Source organism: Paenibacillus oryzisoli (assembly GCF_050467285.1).
In the GTDB taxonomy this organism is placed as follows: Bacteria; Bacillota; Bacilli; order Paenibacillales; family NBRC-103111; genus Paenibacillus_E; species Paenibacillus_E oryzisoli_A.
Genome location: NZ_JBCMUN010000011.1, coordinates 149,918 through 170,726, shown reverse-complemented (window position 1 = coordinate 170,726; position 20,809 = coordinate 149,918). Strand labels below are relative to the sequence as shown.

Below are 20,809 nucleotides of genomic sequence, written 5' to 3'. Positions count from 1 at the left end.
TGAAAAGGATGATGACTCGATGTTTGCACCAGTCCACTATGACGGTACGCGTGAGGAACAATATACATTGCTGCTGGGGCAGCTGGAAGCGCTGATTCATGACGAGACGAACCTGATCGCCAATCTGGCGAACGGGGCTGCGCTGCTCGGGCAATTTTTGCAGGACATTAACTGGGTGGGATTCTACCTGGTGGATGAGGCTCTGGCGGCTGCTGGTAAAGAAGAGCTTGTACTGGGGCCGTTCCAAGGCCTGCCGGCCTGCGTGCGAATCCCGTTCGGCCGCGGGGTCTGCGGGACGTCCGCAGCTCGCCGCGAAACGGTGCTTGTGCCTGACGTGCACGCGTTCCCCGGGCATATCGCCTGCGACGCGGCATCGCGATCGGAGATCGTCGTGCCCCTCGTGGCAGGAGATCGCTTGATCGGCGTGCTGGATATCGATAGCCCGCGGGTGGATCGGTTTGACGCGGTCGATCAGCAGTATCTGGAGCAGTTTGTTGCCAAGCTTGGCGCGGGGTTGTAAGTACAAGTTGTACGATTTGATACGAGAGGGAGAGGATCTTATCCATGTCGAGTTCTGTGCCAGTTGCAAAAGTGGAAATGATGTTTCGTAAACCGGTTGCCGAGGTGTTTCAAGCTTTTACTCAGCCTGAGCTGACGACGAAGTTCTGGTTCACGCGCAGCAGCGGCAGCTTGGCGCTGGGCCAGACCGTGCGCTGGGAGTGGGAAATGTACGGTGCCGCTGCGGATGTGAAGGTGCTCGAGCTTGAGGAAAACCGCAAGATCGTCGTCGACTTCGGTTCTCGCGTCGAATGGACGTTCACGCCGCGTTCGGTGTACGAGACGATCGTCACGATCACCAACTCCGGCTTCACCGGGGAGGATGCTGTGCAGCAAGCCCTCGATGCAACCGAGGGCTTCACGATTGTGCTCTGCGGGCTGAAAGCCTACCTGGAGCACGGCCTCGTGCTTGGCCTGGTCGGCGACAAGGCGCCGGACGCGCACGTGGCGCGGGGGTAGCCGGCTGCGCGGAGAGACCGGCCCGACGGCGCGGATCTGTCCGCGATTGCGACGGGGCCGCGGTGCATCTGCGGTACGCGCCTGTGTCTGCATCTGTGTTTACGTCTTGGCTGCCCGATAGCACAGGCCCTCGCTCCCTTGCGCTCATGTGAAAAAAAACTTGCCGAACCGCTCACGTTTGAGCGGCGGCAAGTTTTTTTGTGTTTGACTGGGTGGCGTGGTTCAACGCCGATCTTGCTCTTCGCACTGCGCTGCGCCGGGGCGGCGAGGTGCTGCTGCCACGCGTCTCTGTGAACCGCGCGTTGCAGCAATCCAATAAGAGGGGGAAACCACTCTTATTGGATAAGAATGCCGGCCCATTCGCCAAATAAGAGGGACTAGCCACCTCTATTTTAGTGAAAACGGGCGGCAATGGCGCTTGCAGCATGAAATAAGAGTGGTTCACCCCCTCTTATTTCATGGTAAGTCCGCCAAAATCACAAATTAAGAGTGGTTCACCCCTCTTAATGGTAGAAGCTCACACGGCTAGCCGCCGCCGTACCGGTAACTCCTGGCCCGCGCGCGCACTTATCACCAACTGCGCCAGACAAGTGCCTGCGTTTTCCACGTTCATCAGTCTCCCGTGCAACACTCACCACCTCCGCGCCACCCCTCGCCCCGCAGCTCCTTCAGCGCCCATTCCGCCCAGTCCAGCTCGGACTGGAAGCTGAACAGCGCGCGCCGCATCAGCAGCACGATACCGGGCGACGAGTCCATCCGCTCGTGGGCATACAGCTCCGACTTGGCGTGGAACCACACCAACTTCTCACGGCAGTATGCCACACGCTGCTCCAACAACCGCTGGATATCGGCGGGATCGCCCTCTTTCATGCAAAACAGCTTCAAGCTCAGCTCGTCGCGCGTCACCGGCGGACAAGCCGGCTGGGACAACCATTCCGCCAACGCCTGCCGGCCGCGATCGGTTAAGGAATGCACTTTCTTATCGGGCTTGTCGGGCTGAACGACAAGCTCGTGCTGGATGTAGCCGTCGCGCTCCAACTGGGCGAGGAGCGGATAAATTTGGCTGTGCTTCGCGGGCCAGAACGGCTGGATTTTTTGCATCAAATCATAACCGGAATAAGAAGCAAACGTAAGCATGCTCAGCAGTCCGTAGGATAGCGTATTCATGAAAAATCCTTTCCATATATCAATTTTGACATAGACATTATCTTGCATTTGGTGTACGATAGTTCACGGCATAATTATATGTAAATAAAGACATATCGTAAAGAGAAGAGAGAGGCGAAACCATCATGCAAGCAACTGAGCAACAACCGGCAGTCAAGTTTTGGCCGATTATGATTGCTATATTTGTCGGATCGTTCCTGTGCGTACTGGCATCGAGTACGATTAATATTGCGCTGCCGATTTTACAAGATCATTTTACCACAAGCCTGGGCACGATTCAGTGGACGCTAACCGGCTTCATGCTGGCGATGGGCACATTTGCACCGATTGTCGGCTACTTAGGCGAAAAATTCAGCTACAAGCGCCTATTCTTCGTCTCCATTATCGGCTTTACCGTCGCATCCTGCCTATGTGCGCTCGCTTGGGATCCGTATTCCCTGATCGCGTTCCGGATTTTGCAGGGGACGTTCAGCGGCTTGATTCTGCCGGCGTCCATGGCGATTGTCTACCAAGTCGTACCGCGTGAAAGGCAAGCAATGGCGATTGCACTTTGGTCGCTTGCCTCCATGCTGGCGCCGGCCATCGGGCCGACATTCAGCGGCTGGCTGCTGCAAAACTTCGCGTGGCAATGGCTGTTCCTGATGAACATTCCAATCGGCCTTATCGCAACCTTCTTAGTAGTACGTTACATTCCGTATTACCGTCTCAGTGTTCCCAAAAAATTTGACGGTTTCGGCTTTATCACCGTATTGGGAAGCTCTTCGACGCTGCTTCTTGCCCTGGGGCAAGGACATACGTGGGGGTGGACGTCCGGTAAAGTTCTGGCTCTGTTCGCCGTGGGCGTGGTCATGCTCATCGCCTTCATCTGGCGCCAGCTCACAACGGATACGCCACTGCTGAATTTACAAGTATTTAAATATAGCCGCTATACCCTTAATGTGATCATTACAGTGATCCTGACGATCAGCCTGTACTCCGGTACGCTGCTCACGCCGTTGTTCCTGCAGCGCATCCAGCAGGTATCCGCGATGGATACCGGGCTCATCCTGCTGCCAGCTTCCCTTGCGATGGCGCTTGTCATGCCGATTATCGGCAAGCTCTATACGTCCATTGGGCCGCGTTGGCTCATGGTCTGCGGCATCGTGCTGCTGGCGCTAGGCTCCTTCATGTTGAGCTGGGGCAGCATTGACATTCCGCACAGCTACATTGTCTGGTGGATGGTTGTACGTAACCTCGGGATCGGCATGGTGATGATGCCGGCGAGCAACGCGTCCATGGAAACAATCCCGCGGCATCTGTCCGGGCATGCTTCCTCGATCTCGAACTGGATCCGCAACGTGTTCGGATCTTTCGCGATTGCTATTTTTACAACTCTCCTGTCTTCCCGCTCTGTCGATCATGCCAAAACGCTGATGGCCGGCGGCGACACGAACCAGCAGCATGCAGGCGCGATGGCGTTCACCATGAGCGTCAACGACGTCTACACGATCGCGACGATCATCGTTCTGGTTGCACTACCGCTTGCCTTCTTCATCGGTAAACTCAAACCATCCGCGCCGAAGCCGGACACCTCCAAGCCATCCAAGCAAGCTGGGCTTCAGGAGCAAGTCGCGCAGGCGTAGCACAACATGTAAAAGCATCTCCCGACCGGGGAGATGCTTTTTTTTCCTATTTTCAGCCCTATAGAACGCCTCACGCCCCCGCCAGATAAAAAGTGCAAGGGGATAAAACGTGCAATCCCCTGCCAAAAGCGCAGGGAGAAATGTGTTATTGCCGGCAATTCAGCAGCCTCCTATGATGGGTCTAGGTTCAGCGCAACCGATTCATCAAGGGTAGGGAGGGACGTTAATGGCATATAGCCTCAAAAGAGACAAATATTTATACCTGTTGGCCGTGCCGGGCGTTTTGTTTTTTATCATCTTTAAGTATGTGCCGATGTGGGGCGTCGCGATTGCCTTCAAGGACTATTCGCCGTACCAAGGGTTCCTCGACAGTCCGTGGGTGGGCTTCGAGAACTTTCACCGGTTGTTTACGAATCCGGACTTTTTTCATCTGTTCCGCAACACGCTGGCGATCTCGCTGATGAGCTTGTTCCTGTATTTTCCGATTCCGATTATCTTGGCGATTCTGCTCAACGAGTTGAAGAACGAGATTTTCAAAAAGCTGATCCAGACGATTATCTACATGCCGCATTTTCTGTCCTGGGTCATTATTGTCGGCATCTCGTTCCTGCTGCTTTCGCAAGGATCCGGCATCATTAACAAGCTGCTCATCGCCGGCGGATTTCCGGCCTTTGATTTTCTGACGAGCCCCAAGCTGTTCTGGCTGCTGCTCACGGCACAAAACATTTGGAAGGACGCAGGCTGGGGCACGATTCTGTTCCTTGCCGCCATTGCGGGCATCGACCCGCAGCTCTATGAAGCGGCGAAAATGGACGGCGCAGGTCGATTCCGCCAAATGTGGCACATCACGTTACCGTCGATCCGCAACGTCATCGTCATCCTGCTGGTGCTGCGCATCGGGCATATGATGGACGTCGGCTTCGAGCAAGTGCTGCTCATGATGAACGGCGCCGTCTCCAACGTAGCGGACGTGTTCGACACGTACGTGTACCGCATCGGCATTCAGCAAGGTGAATTCAGCTACAGCACGGCTGTCGGCTTGTTCAAGTCCGTGACCGGCCTCATTCTGGTCGTGATCGCGAACAAAGTCGTCAAAAAGCTGGGCGAGGAAGGGGTGTACTGACCGCATGAAACCGACCAAAGCCGACCGCACCTTTACCATTGCGAACGTAACCCTGCTCTCACTAATCGGGATTGTGACCGTGTTTCCGCTGTACTACGTCTTCGCGGTATCGTTCACAGCGGCAGACGAGTATATTTCCAAAGGCTTTGTCCTTTTTCCGCAGCATTGGAGCATCGTGTCGTATCGCTATATTTTTTCGACAAAAGCATTCGTTAGTGCCATCGGCGTCAGCGGCTTTCTTGCGATTGTAGGAACGCTGATTTCCATCCTGCTCACGTCGAGCTTCTCGTACACCCTGTCCCGCAAAAGACTCAAAGGCCGCAGAGTGCTCATGCTGCTCGTCCTCTTGACCACCTTATTCCAGGCGGGCATCATCCCGGACTATTTGCTGGTGAAGCAGCTGGGCTTGATTAATAGCTTATGGTCGCTCATTATCCCGGTCATGACAAGCGGCTGGTACGTTCTCCTCATGAAAGGCTTCTACGACAGCATTCCGGATGCGCTCCAGGAAGCGGCGACGATCGATGGCTGCAACGAAATCGGCGTCTGGACGAGAATTATTCTTCCGCTGTCGATTCCGTCGATGGTGGCGTTTGGACTCTTTTTCGCGGTGGGGTACTGGAATACGTTCTTTAACGCGATGCTCTACATCAACGATTATCACAAATGGCCGCTTCAAATGCTTCTGCGTAACATGATCGTCGATTCCTCGACCGCTATGGGCGGTTCGATGTCGCAGGGCAGTGATCTGCAGCTGCCGAGCGAAACGATCAAAATGGCAGCCGTCGTCGTGGCGACAGTGCCGATTCTGCTGGTCTATCCATTCCTGCAAAAGCATTTTGCGAAAGGGGCCATGATCGGCTCCGTCAAGGAATGAGACATACTATAATAAGCCTATTAGGAGGGTTTGGTCGATGAAAAGAAAAACAAGCGCAGCCGCATTATCCTGTATCATCGGATTGACGGGGGTGCTGACCGCGTGCGGCAGCAACGACGAACAGCCTGCGGCAACTGGCAACGCAGCAGCGGATACCGGCAAGCCGACGGAAATCAGCATCATGTCCGACTATTTCTCCCCGGAGCCGCCGAGCGAGCAGGATCCGATTCGCCTCGAAATCGAGAAGCGCACCAACACCAAGCTGAAAATCGATTGGGTGTCCTCGAACAACTATACGGACAAAACGAACGTCACGCTTGCATCCGGCGATCTGCCTGAGCTGCTGCTGCTTCGCGACCCGTTCCAAGCACAGGTGCGGAAAATGGCCGATCAGGGCGCGTTCTGGGATTTGACACCGTACATCAAAGACTACAAGAACCTCAGCGCGTATCCGGCGGAAAGCTGGAAAAACACCAGTCTTAACGGTAAAAATTACGGAATACCGTTCGTTCGCCCCCTGTACGGCACCGAAGGCATGCCGATCGTCCGCAAAGACTGGCTTGACCAGCTCGGGCTCCAGCAGCCGAAGACGCTCGACGATATGTATAACGTGATGAAGGCTTTTACAGAGAAAGATCCAGACGGCAATGGCAAAAAGGACACCATCGGCCTGATCGCTTCTGTCGGTCAGTACAACATGGGGAATCTCGGCTGGGTCGAGTCGCTGCTCAACGGCAACTACGGTAAATGGAAGGAGCAGGACGGCAAGCTCATCGATACGACCTTTGAACCGGGCACGCGCGACGCGTTGCTTTGGCTCAAGAAAGTGTATAGTGAAGGGCTTCTCGCACCGGACTTTCCGACGCTGAAGTCGACGCAGGTGCGCGAGGGCATCACAACGAACAAAGCGGGCATTTTCACAGAGGCGATCAAGCCGACTTGGCTGCTGACAGGCCAGATGCGGGCGACGAATCCGAAGGCGGATCTGCTGGCGCTGCCGTATCTTGAAGGACCAGCCGGCAAATACGCGCCGAAGGGCAGCGGAGCTTACGGGTTCTGGGTCATTCCGAAGACGGTGAAGGAAGACAAGCTGAAGAAGATCCTGGCCTTTATGGACTACGGCGCTTCCGAAGAAGGCAGCGTGATGGCGAACTTCGGCTTCAAAGGTGAACATTACAATGTTCAAGACGGTATGTACTTGTTTACGGAGAAGGCGAAATCGTATACCGGCGTTATTTTCCCGATTTTCCAAAGCACGGACAAATACGCCTTCGCGTACCAAACAGGCATTCCGGCGGATTTCTTGAAACGCAATATGAGCATTATCGATGAGTTGTCCAAGGTTGCTAAAGGCGATCCGTCTGTTGGCCTGACTTCCGATACGCAAAACAAAGTCGGGATCGACTACGATAAGCGCACACAGGATTTGAAAATCAAAATCATTCTCGGACGCGAGCCGATCGAGGCATGGGATACGTACATCGCCGGGCTGAAATCGGATGCGCAGTACCAGAAAATCATCGCCGAATTCAATGACGATTATAAGAAAAGACAAGGCAAATAAGCCGTGATGCGGGGCCGGACACGATTCGACAAGCTTGGTGCCTTCCGTCCGAGATGATAAAATGGCCCTATTGTACTGAGCCACACCAATCATTTTTACAGGAAGGAGAGGGTCTTAGTTGATGAAGTGGAAGGCCTCTCTTCAGCATATGAGAAAGTTCTCATGGTTTAAACAGCGGATGTATCGAAAAAGCTTACTCATCATTCTGCTTGCCGTCTGTCTCCCGACCATTGTGATTGCCTCCGGGGTGAAGTGGATCGGGACCAAGCAGATGGAAAGCATGGTAGCAAGCTCTAGGGACCATCAAGTCGCTCTGTCGGCGCAGCGGATGGATGACGCTTTATCCTACCTTGAGAAAATCTCCACACAGTGGGCGTTCAACCGGGAGTTCGGGGTGAAGCTGAAAAGCTTGGAAACCTTTTACGACTATGAATTTATTCGTAATATTTACACGGATTTGCTGCTGATGAAAGAATCCAATCCGCTGATCGAGCAGGTGTACCTTTACTTGGATCGACCGGGCGTCGTCTATACGGACAATAGCGGCACCATCGAGCTGAAGGATGCGGATAAACCTCGTTTTCATCATTTGCTGAAGGCAGATAACTCGGCAGCTTGGCTGCCGGCGTTCAGCACGGTCGCATCGGCCGGCTCGCCGGAGAAGAACACGCTCAGCCTGGTCTATCAGCTGCCGGCGGATAGCATCGAGCCGTTCGGCGCGTTGGTCATCTATTTGAAGCCGAGCGGCGTCGCGCAAATGCTGAACGTATCCAGTCTGGATGAGAACGGGTGGACGTTCGTGATGGACGAGGCAGGAGAACCGCTGGGCAGCTCCGCCAAATCAGCAGTCATGGCTTACACGCAGCAAGAGGTGCTGGAGCTTGTGGAGAAAGCGGCGGCTGGGAAGGGTTCGTTCGTCTACAAAGGCGATCATGCCAACTATTCCGTATCTTACGCATCTTTTAAAAGGCTGGGCAAGCCATGGACCTTTGTCACGGTGGATTCCCTGGACAAGCTGAATTCCCCGGTCATTGCGGCTTCCACCTTCGTGTACGTGTTGGGGCTCATCGGATTGCTCATTGCCGTGGTGACGGCGGTCATCGTCTCGCGCAAGCTGTACCAACCGATTCAATCGTTGACCAAAATGTTCCGCACCGACGCCCCCGCAGAGTCGGAGGCGTTGGATGAAATTGCGTTCATTGCGGATGCGTGGAAGCGCGTCAATTTTGAAAGCCGTACGCTCGAGCAGCGGTTAGAGCAGCAGATGCCGGCGATGAAGGAAGGCTTCCTGCTGCAGTTGCTGCAGGGCCGGCTGCAATCGGCGAAGCCGGTGGAACTGGAGGAGCGGCTGCGCGTGTTTGGCTGGGAAACCGAGGGCGTCGGCTATGTGACACTGGGCATCCGGTTTCATGGCTTGTCCCAGGCGAGTGGTCGGTTTCAGCAACGGGATAGCGGGCTCATTTCTTTTGCCGCGGTGAACATTGCGCAGGATATTATGAGGATCAGCCCGTTTCCGTACGAGATCATCAACCTGCACGATCTCTCCATCTGTGTGCTGCTCGGCTGTCCGCAGTACGATCCGCTGGGCGAACGCGGGGACGAGCTGTACCGGATCGCTGAGGAGATGGCGGGCGTGCTGCACCGCTTTTTACAGACGTCGACGACGATTTGTATCAGTAAAATAGTGCTGGATGTCGCCGCGATTCCTGAGGCGTGGGAGGAAGTGAACCGGATCGTGCGCTACCGGGATCTCGATGCGCCGAAGCAAGTGCTGAACGCGGAGGACTTCGAAGCGCAGCCGGGCAGCGGTGTGCAGTATCCGTTCGCTGCAGAGCAGGAGCTGCTCCAGGCGATCCGGGATGTGCAGGAAGAGCAGGCGGTGCAGGCGCTCGAGCGGTTCAGCCGTGAGCTGAAGGAGCATACGACGAAGGAGTACTTGTTCCAGCAGGGGATGCTGCAGCTGTATGGCAACTTGCAGTTCGGTCTGCTCAAGAACGGCTACAATCCTTTCGAGGACGAGTCGTTCAGCATTCGGGAGGAGCTGGCGTCCTCGACGGAAATCGGCGAGATGATTGACGTGCTGCGGGAGCGGGTGATCGTTCCGTATGTGCAGCGTATTCGGCAGGATTTTGAAAAGCAGGACATCCGCCTGAAACAGGCGATCTCCAAGGTCGTAGACGAGATTCAGCGTAATTACGCGGCAGATTTGTCGCTCGATCAGTTTGCGGATGAGCATAACCTGACGCCGCTGACGCTGAGCAAAGCGTTTAAGAAAGCGACGGGAATCAATTTTATTAACTATTTGACCGATGTCCGCATTCATCGCTCGAAGGAGCTGCTCGCGGAAACGGATTACAAAATTAACGACATTGCGGAAGCCGTGGGGTATCAGCCGACGTATTTCAACCGGATTTTCAAAAAGCAGGAAGGCATCACGCCAAGCCAATACCGCGAGCTGACGATGGAGAAGGGAACGGATACAGAAGAGTAGAGGGGAGGGCCTGACTTATGAAAGCTGTCATGCTGATGTTCGATTCGCTGAACCGGCACATGCTGCCGCCCTATGGCTGCGATTGGGTGCATGCGCCGAATTTTGAGCGCTTGGCGGAGCGCACCGCCGTGTTTGACCGCTGCTATGCGGGCAGTCTGCCCTGCATGCCGGCGCGGCGGGACCTGCATACCGGCAGGTACAATTTCCTGCATCGCAGCTGGGGGCCACTAGAGCCGTTCGACGACTCGTTTGTGGATGAGTTGCGCAAAAATGGGGTGTACGCCCATCTGACGACGGATCACAATCATTATTTTGAAGATGGCGGCGCAGCGTACCATACGCGGTATAACTCGTGGGAGTTTGCCCGGGGGCAGGAAGGCGATCCGTGGAAGGGGAATGTGAAGGACCCGAATATTCCGGAGACGCTGAGCGGGCCGAAGCTAGGGGATTTGTGGCGGCAGGATTGGGTAAACCGCTCGTATCTCGATACGGAGGAGAAGCAGCCGCTCGCGGTCACAGTAAGGCGCGGGCTCGAGTTTATCGAGCGCAACTGGAACGAGGATCGGTGGTTCCTCCAGATCGAGGCGTTCGATCCACATGAGCCGTTTTTTACGCTGCCGAAGTATAAGGCGTTATACCCCCATACGTATACGGGGAAGCATTTTGACTGGCCGGACTACGCTAAAGTGAAGCAGCAGCCGGAGGAAGTGCAGCATCTCATCTACGAGTATGCGGCGCTCGTCTCCATGTGCGATGCGTATCTCGGGCAGGTGCTCGATGCGTTTGACCGCTACGACTTATGGAAGGATACGCTGCTGATCGTAAACACCGATCACGGCTTCCTGCTAGGCGAGCACGAATGGTGGGGCAAAAACATTCAACCGCTGTACAGCGAAATCGCGAACATTCCGCTGTTCATTTGGGATCCACGCTCGCAGGCGGTCGGGCGGCGTGAAGCGCTCGTGCAGACGGTCGATTTCGCGCCGACGCTGCTCGCGTACTTCGGCGTAGCGGTGCCGTCTGCGATGCAGGGGCGGGATTTAGCCGCTGCTGTGGCTAGTGATACAGCGGTCCGAGAAGCTGCGCTGTTCGGCATCTACGGCGGGCACGTCAACTGCACGGACGGGCGCTACGTGTACATGCGCGCGCCGTCCGGCGAAGACAATGGGCCGCTGTACGAGTACACGCTGATGCCGGCCCATATGCACAGGCTGTTCGATCCAGCGGAGTTCCACGGGATGGAGCTGGCCGGGCCTTTCGGCTTCACCAAAGGCGCGCCCGTGATGAAAATCCGCGGCCGCACGTACCTGAAGCCGAATCAATACGGCACGCTGTTGTTTGACCTCGCAACGGATCCGAAGCAGGAGCAGCCGCTGCAGGACCCGGCTGCGGAAGCGCGACTGCTGCAGCACATGGCGCAGCTCATGCAAGCGCATGAGGCGCCGCCGGAGCAGTACGCGCGGCTGGGCATTGCAAAAACACTCGTCCCTTGAGGGGGCGAGTGTTTTTATGTTGGCGTGGCAGGCGCGGCTAGTCCCTGCTCTGCACCACGAGCAGCAGGCCGCTGCGCAGCTCGATCAGGCCTTCGGGCGCCAGCAGCACGTTGCTGATGCCGAGGGACATGCCGATCTCGAGCGTGGCCTCGTGCAGCGGGTACTGGAAGCCGTGCAGCGTGATGCCCGTCACTTCGAGGCTCAGCGGCAGCAGGGAGAGGTGCGTATAATTGCCGCGTGTTACGCGCGTGTTGGCGTTGATGACGCGAATCTGATTATTCGCGTCGATAATGGTGCAGTCCGCGCCGTGCGCGAGCCCTTTACGCAGGAGATGGACGTTCGCCAGCGAGTGGTCGAACCGGGTGCCGAGCGCGCCGAGCAGCAGAATCTCGCGAGGCTTCCGCTCCAGCGCCCAATTGAACGCCATTTCCGTGTCAGTCCAATCCTTATTGATTGGGTCAACGTCGATGAATGCCTTGCTTTTCACACGAATCAGCGCAAGCTCGTCCTCCGTAACGGAATCGAAGTCGCCCATCGCAATATCCGGCTGAAAGCCGTGCTGGATGAGAAAAAGCGCGCCGCGATCCGAGCCGACCAACAGATCATCTGGCGTGATGATCTCCAGCGTCCAATCGCCGAGCGTTCCTCCGGTCACTATAATGATGCGTTGATCGTTCATGGATGGTCCCCCAAGTGGTTATCATCTTTTTAGTATAACACAGTCCGGGCAGGTGGGAGAAAGGGGGAAGGTGCTGTTGCTGGAGCATCATGATATGCAAGAGAGAGGGTTGGAGGAGTAGCTAGTCTTTGTGGGAGGAGAGAAGGGGCGGCGCTTGGACGATCGGAGTGAGCGGGTGTGGTGATTGTAAAAGTAGCTAGTTTTGTGGGACGGTGGGGGACGAAGGGGGTAAGTTAGCTAATATGGAAGGGCCCCCTCCGGCATCTCGTCGAACTCGCCTCTCCGCGATGAACTGGAAAACCTCCAGCTCATTTGCCGAAAAACACTTCTATTGTTGGATTAGCGTCAAATAGACAGGAGAAATTCCAGTTCAGTGACAAGATTTGCTCTTTTCGTCCAACATGAGCTGGAGAAATTCCATTTCAGCCTGCGTCGTGTCCCTCCGCACCTACCTCCGCATGCTGCTCCCGCCCTGGCCACGCCCAACGCCAACAAAGCCGCCCCCGAAAGGACGGGGGCGGCGCCAACTGACGCAAATGCGTCAGTTCTTATGTTCGCGCATCGACACGCTTGCGCATCGGATTAAGCTCTGATTGGTCGTGATCGACGACGGCATCGTCGGCGAAGCCTTGCAGCTTCCACGTCGTCTCTCCCAAAATCAGATCGGCGGGAAACTCATCGCCTCGCTTCAGGACGGCCTCTTGGCCGTTTTCGTTGGCGTAGATGCCGTCAGTTTCAACGGTTTCGCCGGTCATCGGGTCCATCTCTTTGTTATTTGACATGCCAGGTCCTCCTTTCCTGTTCCTTCTTCATACCATCCCCATCCCAGGTCGAAATTATGAGGGAACTAAGGCTAATGAACAAACCGTGATAGTTAACAGGGGACTGGAATTATGAGCGAAATACGAGCATTATCCTATGACGACATTAGGAGAAGAATGCGGTAGAATGATGAAGGCATTATACAGACGCACTCGGGAAAAGAGGAACGAATATGGCATTATGGGGAACGATCGTCAATAGCTTGGCGATCATCATCGGCGGATTGCTCGGGATGATGCTGCCCCGCATCTCCACATCAATCAAAAACACCGTCATGCAAGGCCTGGGCCTCGCGATAACGGTGTTGGGCATTACAATGGCGCTCAAAACGACGCAAATTCTCATCGTGATTGTGAGCCTTGTGCTCGGCGGCATCATTGGCGAGCTGCTGCGCATTGAGTACCGGCTGGCACAGCTGGGCGACTGGCTGCAGGACAAGCTGACGAGCGCATCCGGCGGTGGCCGGGCCGCAACTTCGGTCTCGGAAGGCTTCGTTACCTGCACGCTTGTCTACTGCATCGGCGCGATGGCCGTTCTGGGTCCGCTGGACGGCGGGCTGCGGCATAATCACGATATTTTATATACAAAAGCGCTGTTGGACGGCTTCCTATCGATCATCTTCGCCTCGACGCTGGGGATCGGCGTGGTGTTCTCCGCAGCCTCGGTGTTCCTCATGCAGGGCACGATTGCGCTGCTCGCGACGTTCATCGCGATGGCGTTCAGCCAGCCCACGCTGGATGCGATGATTATCCAAACGACAGCGGTCGGCGGCTTGCTGGTCATTGGTGTAGGAATTAACTTACTCCAAATTCTAAAAATCAATGTCGCCAACATGCTGCCGGCCATTCTCATCGCCGCGGCAGCCGAGCCGTTTCTCCATGCGGTACAGTCCTGGCTCCATCCCTAAACGGCGGAACCGTTAAATTTATACCCGACGCCTCGCACGGTAATGATGTAGCGGGGCTCAGCCGGGTTGAGCTCGATTTTTTTACGCAAGTTGCTAATATGTACGATCAGCGTCCGCGGGTCCCCCATGCTGTCGAGGCTCCAGATGAGCTCGAACAGATGCTCGATTTTATACACGCGGTTCGGTGTTTTGGCCATCAGGGAAAGCAGGTCGAATTCCTTCGCGGACAGCGAGATGGTTCGCCCGTTCACACGTACGATATGACTGACAAGGTCGATCTCAAGTCCTGGGAACTTGACAATTTGCGGATCGTCCTGATGCTGCTCCCGAATGGAGTTGCGACGCAGATGCGCCTTGACCCTGGCCACCAGTTGGCTTGGCGAGAAAGGCTTGGTCATGTAATCGTCGCCTCCCATACTGAGGCCGAGAATAATATCAATATCTTCGCTTTTGCAAGAGATGAACAGAATTGGCGTGTTGCACGTTTTGCGAAGCTGGCGGCATACCTCGATGCCATCCAGGCCAGGCAGTAAAATATCCAAAATGATCAAGTCGGGCTTATGCTCCGTGACCATATCAAAAACGTCGGGTCCATTATTGCAATTGACTACATTATAACCTTCGCGCGCAAGGTAAAGTTGAATTAATTGGACAATTTCTTGCTCGTCATCCACAATTAAAATCGTTTCTCCCGCCATGCAGAAATCCTCCTCAGTAAAGAACAGTTACCTTAAGTAAAGAGCGGTGCCCCGGTCTTCTATGTATTACCTATATTATAGAACGATTGTCCTGCTAATTTCTATCCTTTTATTGACAAAATGTGGCCATCCTTCACCTCTTTACCTGACAATAGGTGCTAAAGTCTTACGAAAACTAACAACTTACCTCTTAAATGGTGAATAACCGCCATGTTTCGACAAAGCTTGATATAAATTTAAGAGAAGCTTTATCATATTTTTATGTTGACGTGCTAAGCTACCACTGACTCTATGTTGTAACATAAGAGGGGGCGACGAAAGTCATGAGTCAGAAGGCTGATTCGAAGTTACAGGGCCATGCCTGGATACAGGAAGATTCATTCGCACGCCAGATCATTGAGCGGTCTTGGGACCTCTATTGTCAATTCGATATACATGCCAACTTAACATATGCCTCCGATCGGTTTCTCGATTGGGTCGGATTTATACCGGAAGAGTTCCAGCAAATTGCTAGATTCATTGATTCGGAGTACCGTGTCGATGTGCAGAAGCTGTTCATTCATACCCTGCAGACGCAGGTCAGCAGCAAAATCGAATTTCGGGCGCGGTCCTTGGTGGACAACGTGATCTGGTTTGAGTGCCTGGCGATTCCGATATGCGATAGCGAGGGCGATCTGGTGCAGATCTGCGTGGGTCTTACGGACATTACACAGCGCAAAAACCAAGAGAGCCGCCTTGTCGCCATGGCGTACCACGACCCGCTTACAGGCCTGCCGAACCGACGGCTGTTCAAAGAGCATTTGCAGCAGTCTTTGCTTCAGGCGAAGCGGACGCTGCGGCCTTTTGCCTTGATGATCGTAGACATTGACGATTTCAAAATCATTAACGACACGATGGGCCACGATGTGGGAGATGCTTTCTTGCAAGCTTTTGTCCGGCGCATTCAAGGATGCCTTCGGGAAGAGGACATGTTCGCTCGGATTGGCGGCGATGAGTTTATGATTTTGCTGCCCGCGGTAGATTGCGATGAGAATGTGAAGGGCGTCGCACAGCGCATTATTCAAAGCGTGGATCAGATTTGGGATGTGCTCGGCTATCAGTTTCACGCTACAGTCAGCATGGGCATTACGATGTTCAGAGCCGATCTGATGGAAGCGTCGCAAATGATGAAAGAAGTCGATATTGCCTTATATCAAGTCAAAGGGAAGGGTAGGAATCATTATCGATTTTACCATCCAGTACCGTAATTAGGAAGTTTCGGCAGAACCGTTATGAAGTGGACAAGCGTTCACGTTCAGGAACGGTTTTTTGATGTGTGTGTCGGGAACGACCAATATTTACTCGTAGCCCATTTGCTAGATTTCTAGGATGATAGAAGGTAGGAAAATGCGTGAAGGGGAGAGCGATAATTGCCTATCAAACATCAGCTAAGAAAACTTATCGTTGTCCTGGCCGCAGCCGGTCTCATGTGGAGCGGGGCGAATGTGAATCGGCACGAGGTAAGGGCGGAAACGGGCGAGGCGTCCGGGGTTTTTAATATGTCCTACTTATTTGCGGGCGGTCCGAGTACGTATACGACGCAGGTGGATCGCAGCGGGGAGACGCTGGATGTGGTGTCGCCGAGCTATTTGGTGCTGAATGCGGACGGCAGTTTGAAAATTGACGATAGCCTGCAAACGTCGTTTATTACGGCGATGCATCAGGAGGGGAAGCGGGTCGTTCCTTTTTTGAGCAATGAATTTGATCCCGCGATTGGTGCCAAAGCGTTAGAAAACAGCGATACACTTGTGAACCAGCTAGCTGCCGCTGTGAGCACGTATAATTTGGACGGCGTTCAGTTCGACATTGAAAATGTAGACAGCGCATACCGCGATAAATTCACGGCCCTGGTGAAAAAGCTGCGCGAACGGCTCCCGAGCTCGAAGGAAGTCTCGGTGGCTGTGGCGGCGAATCCGACGGGTTCGACCAAAGGCTGGGTCGGCGTATTCGATTACAAGGCACTTGCCGCGGTCTCCGACTATTTGATGGTCATGACCTATGACGAGAGCTATCCGGGCGATCCGACGCCGGGGCCTGTGGCTAGTATGTCATTTGTGGAAAAATCGATTCAATACGCGGTTTCGCAGGCGCCGGCGAGTAAAATTGTGCTCGGTGTGCCGTTTTACGGCCGCTATTGGAACGGGAACGCAACAGATAACGGAGCCGGCATTCCTGCCAAAACGGTGCCTACCCTGGTCAGCCGATACAGCGGCACGGTGCGCTACGATACGGCGAGTCAGTCGCCGGTGGCGACGTTTACGATCAAGGACACGGACACGCCGACGACCTTGAATGGCAAGCGATTGCCTGCGGGAAGCTATACCGTATGGTACGAGAACGAGCAGTCGCTCAAGGCGAAGCTGCAGCTCGTCAGCAAGTATAAGCTCAAAGGCACGGGCAGCTGGAGCCTCAATCAGGAGTTGCCGGACACGTGGAATTATTTTAACCTGTGGGCGGATGGGTTTTATTTTACGGATATGCAGACCCACTGGGCGCAAAAAGAGGTCCTCGCCGCCGCCAACTTGGGCTGGATGCTCGGCGTGGCGACGAACCGCTTCGCGCCGGAGGCGAAGCTGACCCGGGCCGAGGCCGCGACGATCATCGTGCGCGCGCTCGGCCTCGACAAGGAGAAGGCGAGCAGCGCCGCCTTCCTGGACGTTTCTGTGACGCACTGGGCGTCACAGGCGATCGGGATCGCGAAGCAGCACGGGCTGATGCAGGGCATCAGCGATAACGTTTTCGCGCCCGATCAAACCATCACGCGCGAGGAGATGAGCATGCTGCTCACTCGCGCGCTGAAGCTGAGCTCGCCGGGCATCGCCGCGGCGAGCAAGTTCAAGGACGTGCCGGCTGGAAGCTGGTCGACCGAGGCCATTGCTGCGATGAGCAGCAAGGGGCTTGTCGACGGCTTCGCCGACGGCACGTTCCGCCCGGGCGCGCCGCTGACGCGCGCCGAGATGGCCGCGCTGCTGAGCCGCGCGCAGGCGTTGTTCGCCGCCGCGAAGTGAGGCGGCGCGGGTGTGACTGTGAGGCCCTTCCTTCGGGGAGGGCCTTTTGGTGTTGCGCCGCAGTGGCGTGCGCCGACTGAGGCATCTGTCGGGGCAGCCAAATGTGTAGATAGCGAGAAACAGCTGGTCTGGGAGGGAGCCGCATGATGGAAATTAGCTAGTTTGATGAGAGAGAGCCGGGGGTGAGAAGTAGCTAGTTTGTCAGAAGGGTGCGAGTTAGTGAAGAGTAGCTGGTTTTGCGGAAAGTGGCAAGTAGTGAAGAGTAGCTAGTTTGTTAAGAGAGTGGCAGGTGTGGAGAAGCGATTAGTTCGGCGGAATAGTGGCAGGCATGTGAAGAAAAACAGCTAGTTTCTGGTGAGAGAAGCAGCTGCGGCGGTGAGAGGAGCCTTCAGAGGAAATGTAAGCGTATGCAACTCCTCTTTATTTTGTGTGCAGGCCAAGAAATTTCTAAATTAAGGTGGTAACCCCTCTTAACTGTTCTGCTTGGCCCCAAAATGGGGGGGGTGGTCAGAAAATAAGAGGGGTTAGCCACTTCTATTGTGCTCAAACCGGCCCAAAAGTCAGAAATAGAAGGGTTTTACCCCGCTTATTTCACAGCGCGAGCCAAGCAGGCCGCGTCATCTGCCGCTCCCAAGTTGCCCCACGCCGCCCTCCCACGCGCGCCGCTCACTTCTCGCTCTTCTGCTTCACATGCACCATCGCCAGCGGGTTTGGCCCGATGAGGTCGGGCTGGCCGACTTGGACGAAGGTTTGCTGGTCTTGCGGGCCGGGTTTGTCGATGACGAATTGCCGGGTGTTTTTGATCCGGGATTCGGAGGTGCTGAGCCGGTTGGAGCCGATTTGGAGCACGGAGGAGGCTGCAAGGCCAATGACCCGCATGTTGCGAACGCGGATGCAGCTTCCCCAGTTATCCACACACATGGCGACAGGTTCGGGCGGCTGCGGGATGGGAAAAGGCCGTTGGAAGAACGGATAAGCGGCAAAGCTGCCTTCATTTTCATGAAAATACGGTACTTCGCGCTGCACGGCAAATACGGTATTGCTTAGTGTCGTATTGACGTTATCCCCGATATGCACGGTGCTGGAAGAGCTGACGGTGCTCATATACAAATTAGTAACGATGGATAGGCGCGCCATCTGGCTTAATCCTCGGTTGGCAGCGGCACGAACGGCGCAATGATGACGGATTCCGGCGGCGTATCGAACATAGAGGAGAGGGAGACGACTTCGGTGTCGCCGATTAGGAAAATCGAGGCACTGGATACCCCGACGATGCGAATATCCCCGACGCAAAGCTCTTTGTTGACCACGTTAAGTGTTAACATGATAAATTACCCCTCTTTCTTCGGTAGACTCGATATGTACGTTTCAATCGCGGTGAAGATGTCCTGTCGCGTTTTTTCCACAATGCTGCTCGTTACCGCCTCTATCGGCTCGTTAAAGCCTACGCCGCGGTACTGGTTAATGTAGTGCTGGATGCGCATGTCGAGCTGCTTGCGGATGTCGCCGATAATGAGTTCGCGGTAGTCTTCGTCAATGGGAAACTGGTACTTGGCTTCGAGATTATCCATATCGGCCTGAACGCCGTATTTCAAATACTGATCCACGCCCATCGCCACGTCGTTCCGGATGCCCTGAGCCTGAGCCTTAGCCTGAGCTTTAGCCTGCGTCCCCGCCGCACCGCCAGCGCCACTCTCACCGCGAATGTCAGGCATGCCGCCTGGAATAACCGTCGGCCCCAGATTTCCGGTCTCCGAGTTCCCTTGATATTGGCCTGCCTGGTAGAACGGGTTCTGATCCATCCCGGCGTTCATCGGATTGGAACCGTTCACGGCAAAATCGTCGATCTGATCCAGCGTGCCCGGCGAAATGCCGATGGTGAGCGTGCCATCCAGCTTCTCGACCTTGAGCTGGTCGAAATTGTACTCGATTTTATCGATATGGAATCGCTTCTCTTCCTTCAGTGCTTTCAAGTCTTCCTGCTGCTTGTCGACGGTCTGTTTTAGGCTGCTTACGGTTTGCGTCAGCGTTTGAACGGTCTGATCAAGCCTGCTCACCGTTTGCTCCAATTGATCAATGCGCTGTTTTTGCAATTCGACGTAGGCGCACAGGTGCTGGGCCCATTGCTGCCAAGAGATCGGCGTCGTCATGTGGAAATCGCACCTCCTTTCGAAGCGGTGCTGGCCTTCTCGTTTTTGCTTCCTAAGCTTACGTTGGTGGCGGCAGCGGAACCAGTGTCACGGGATTGACCTCCGTGGTCCCCAGCTCGGGGGCAGGCTCTACAAAGCCACCGGTATTATACAAATTGGACAGAGATCGGATGGAGCCCGCTGTGCCGATCTGCAGGACGGATGAGTTGGCGACGGAATTCACTTTTAACTGCTGGATCATAATCGTCTGGTGGATCGTGCAGTGCATAAGGGGACACCTCGTTTCCAGCCGGCATGCGAGGGTTACAGAATGTTGCCGCTCGCGTTCGCCTCAATCAGGTCGGAATCGTTCGTGACGGTCGTGCTGTACGCATTATAAACGCGCGGGAAATCCCCAGTATTGAAGGAACCTGCGCCGGCAAAAGTTTTGGAGGTGCTCACTGGCGCGATGATAAAAGAATCGCCAAAATGGACGACAGAGCTGGAGCCTACGCTGATGATTTTGACGTTTCCGACGATAGCTGGCATAGTTAGGCCCTCCCTAGCGAATCTCTCATGTACAGTATATGAGGCATTCGCCTAGAGGTGCGGCTGTTTTTTGGCAGGGTGTCACTTGCCCGGGTAGGCACATATACTGGTAGCATAATGAGGTGATGAGCATGAGCGGATTCAATCGGCATCCGTGGCTGAAGTGGGAACAAGTTGAAAAGTTCCTCGGGCAGAAGCTGCCGTTTGCCGAAAAAGGGCAGACCTTTCTAGATAATATGATGCTGGCGGAAGGATATGTACAGGACGTGCTGAAAAAAGCGATGCCGGGCCTGGAAGCGACGCTTTCCACGGCAGCGATCCAGAATGAAGTGTTCGAAACGCATGAGCACGTCATCATCAAGGTGAAAATACCGAAAGACGAGGACCCCAGAAATCTTCAAGTGTTCGTCAAGTCGACGCATATCAAAATAACGGGATTTGCGAATGGCAATAAAAGTCGCATCATCAAGCTTTCTACGCTGGTGCTGCCGCGAACGGCCCGTGTCCGTTACAGGCAGCGGCTGCTCGAGATCAAGCTGCGCAAGCGGGGACTCAAGGAGCTGTATCATGAGGCATACATCCGGTATTAACGCACAACACCCCCTCAAGACCGAGAAGGTCCGA

At 54.9% G+C, this 20,809-nt stretch carries 21 protein-coding genes; 12 read left to right on the top strand and 9 right to left on the bottom strand.

Features of this window, described 5'->3' with window-relative positions:
- Positions 1-19: 19 nt before the first annotated feature.
- Together ABE504_RS20020 and ABE504_RS20015 are read left to right on the top strand one after the other, a co-directional pair.
- Positions 20-520 carry a GAF domain-containing protein gene (locus tag ABE504_RS20020; protein ID WP_430091919.1) on the top strand — a complete coding sequence of 167 codons (501 nt, stop codon included), beginning with the start codon at positions 20-22 and terminating at the stop codon, positions 518-520.
- Between the two features lie 44 nt (positions 521-564).
- Positions 565-1,017 carry an SRPBCC family protein gene (locus tag ABE504_RS20015; protein ID WP_430091917.1) on the top strand — a complete coding sequence of 151 codons (453 nt, stop codon included), beginning with the start codon at positions 565-567 and terminating at the stop codon, positions 1,015-1,017.
- Between the two features lie 612 nt (positions 1,018-1,629).
- Here ABE504_RS20015 and ABE504_RS20010 read toward each other — a convergent pair.
- Positions 1,630-2,184, bottom strand: a complete 555-nt coding sequence (locus tag ABE504_RS20010; protein ID WP_430091915.1) for a PadR family transcriptional regulator — start codon at positions 2,182-2,184, stop codon at positions 1,630-1,632.
- A gap of 125 nt (positions 2,185-2,309) precedes the next feature.
- Here ABE504_RS20010 and ABE504_RS20005 point away from each other — a divergent pair, with 125 nt between their 5' ends.
- The 6 genes from ABE504_RS20005 (at position 2,310) to ABE504_RS19980 (ending at position 11,354) form a co-directional block, all read left to right on the top strand.
- Positions 2,310-3,806, top strand: coding sequence for a DHA2 family efflux MFS transporter permease subunit (locus ABE504_RS20005; protein WP_430091914.1), 1,497 nt, complete (start codon positions 2,310-2,312; stop codon positions 3,804-3,806).
- A gap of 226 nt (positions 3,807-4,032) precedes the next feature.
- Positions 4,033-4,929: an ABC transporter permease gene (locus ABE504_RS20000; RefSeq protein WP_430091912.1), complete on the top strand. Its 897-nt coding sequence runs from the start codon at positions 4,033-4,035 to the stop codon at positions 4,927-4,929.
- Between the two features lie 4 nt (positions 4,930-4,933).
- Positions 4,934-5,806, top strand: a complete 873-nt coding sequence (locus tag ABE504_RS19995; protein WP_430091911.1) for a carbohydrate ABC transporter permease — start codon at positions 4,934-4,936, stop codon at positions 5,804-5,806.
- A 37-nt stretch (positions 5,807-5,843) separates the two neighbouring features.
- The gene (locus ABE504_RS19990; RefSeq protein WP_430091909.1) at positions 5,844-7,370 is read left to right on the top strand and encodes an extracellular solute-binding protein; all 1,527 of its coding nucleotides are present in this window, start codon (positions 5,844-5,846) and stop codon (positions 7,368-7,370) included.
- A gap of 121 nt (positions 7,371-7,491) precedes the next feature.
- Positions 7,492-9,861, top strand: coding sequence for an AraC family transcriptional regulator (locus ABE504_RS19985; RefSeq protein WP_430092112.1), 2,370 nt, complete (start codon positions 7,492-7,494; stop codon positions 9,859-9,861).
- 17 nt (positions 9,862-9,878) lie between these two features.
- A complete protein-coding gene (locus ABE504_RS19980; protein ID WP_430091907.1) occupies positions 9,879-11,354 on the top strand; it encodes a sulfatase in 1,476 nt (491 codons plus the stop codon).
- A gap of 37 nt (positions 11,355-11,391) precedes the next feature.
- On the opposite strand, the gene ABE504_RS19975 is transcribed toward ABE504_RS19980, so the two are convergent.
- Together ABE504_RS19975 and ABE504_RS19970 are read right to left on the bottom strand one after the other, a co-directional pair.
- Positions 11,392-12,033 (bottom strand): thiamine diphosphokinase, encoded by a 642-nt coding sequence (locus tag ABE504_RS19975; RefSeq protein WP_430091905.1) that lies wholly within the window; start codon positions 12,031-12,033, stop codon positions 11,392-11,394.
- 548 nt (positions 12,034-12,581) lie between these two features.
- Entirely contained in the window at positions 12,582-12,815 is a 234-nt protein-coding gene (locus ABE504_RS19970) for a hypothetical protein (RefSeq protein ID WP_430091903.1), read from the bottom strand.
- A gap of 212 nt (positions 12,816-13,027) precedes the next feature.
- On the opposite strand from ABE504_RS19970, the gene ABE504_RS19965 reads away from it, so the two are divergent.
- On the top strand, positions 13,028-13,762 hold the full coding sequence (locus tag ABE504_RS19965; protein WP_430091901.1) for a DUF554 domain-containing protein: 735 nt from the start codon (positions 13,028-13,030) through the stop codon (positions 13,760-13,762).
- Here ABE504_RS19965 and ABE504_RS19960 read toward each other — a convergent pair.
- Positions 13,759-14,460 (bottom strand): response regulator, encoded by a 702-nt coding sequence (locus ABE504_RS19960; RefSeq protein ID WP_430091899.1) that lies wholly within the window; start codon positions 14,458-14,460, stop codon positions 13,759-13,761. The genes ABE504_RS19965 and ABE504_RS19960 overlap by 4 nt on opposite strands.
- A gap of 323 nt (positions 14,461-14,783) precedes the next feature.
- Between ABE504_RS19960 and ABE504_RS19955 the strand changes: the two genes are divergently transcribed.
- Complete coding sequence (locus ABE504_RS19955) at positions 14,784-15,707, top strand: diguanylate cyclase domain-containing protein (protein ID WP_430091897.1); 924 nt, start codon at positions 14,784-14,786, stop codon at positions 15,705-15,707.
- A 162-nt stretch (positions 15,708-15,869) separates the two neighbouring features.
- The gene (locus ABE504_RS19950; RefSeq protein ID WP_430091895.1) at positions 15,870-17,507 is read left to right on the top strand and encodes an S-layer homology domain-containing protein; all 1,638 of its coding nucleotides are present in this window, start codon (positions 15,870-15,872) and stop codon (positions 17,505-17,507) included.
- 666 nt (positions 17,508-18,173) lie between these two features.
- Here ABE504_RS19950 and ABE504_RS19945 read toward each other — a convergent pair.
- The 5 genes from ABE504_RS19945 to ABE504_RS19925 are packed head-to-tail and all read right to left on the bottom strand — an operon-like array spanning position 18,174 to position 20,185.
- Positions 18,174-18,644: a spore germination protein GerPE gene (locus ABE504_RS19945; RefSeq protein ID WP_430091893.1), complete on the bottom strand. Its 471-nt coding sequence runs from the start codon at positions 18,642-18,644 to the stop codon at positions 18,174-18,176.
- Between the two features lie 5 nt (positions 18,645-18,649).
- Positions 18,650-18,832: a spore gernimation protein GerPD gene (locus ABE504_RS19940; protein ID WP_430091891.1), complete on the bottom strand. Its 183-nt coding sequence runs from the start codon at positions 18,830-18,832 to the stop codon at positions 18,650-18,652.
- 6 nt (positions 18,833-18,838) lie between these two features.
- Complete coding sequence (gene gerPC / locus ABE504_RS19935) at positions 18,839-19,657, bottom strand: spore germination protein GerPC (RefSeq protein ID WP_430091890.1); 819 nt, start codon at positions 19,655-19,657, stop codon at positions 18,839-18,841.
- A 58-nt stretch (positions 19,658-19,715) separates the two neighbouring features.
- Entirely contained in the window at positions 19,716-19,925 is a 210-nt protein-coding gene (locus ABE504_RS19930; RefSeq protein WP_430091888.1) for a spore germination protein GerPB, read from the bottom strand.
- Between the two features lie 35 nt (positions 19,926-19,960).
- The gene (locus ABE504_RS19925) at positions 19,961-20,185 is read right to left on the bottom strand and encodes a spore germination protein (RefSeq protein WP_126143059.1); all 225 of its coding nucleotides are present in this window, start codon (positions 20,183-20,185) and stop codon (positions 19,961-19,963) included.
- Between the two features lie 131 nt (positions 20,186-20,316).
- Between ABE504_RS19925 and ABE504_RS19920 the strand changes: the two genes are divergently transcribed.
- Complete coding sequence (locus ABE504_RS19920) at positions 20,317-20,775, top strand: Hsp20/alpha crystallin family protein (RefSeq protein ID WP_430091886.1); 459 nt, start codon at positions 20,317-20,319, stop codon at positions 20,773-20,775.
- Positions 20,776-20,809: the final 34 nt, after the last annotated feature.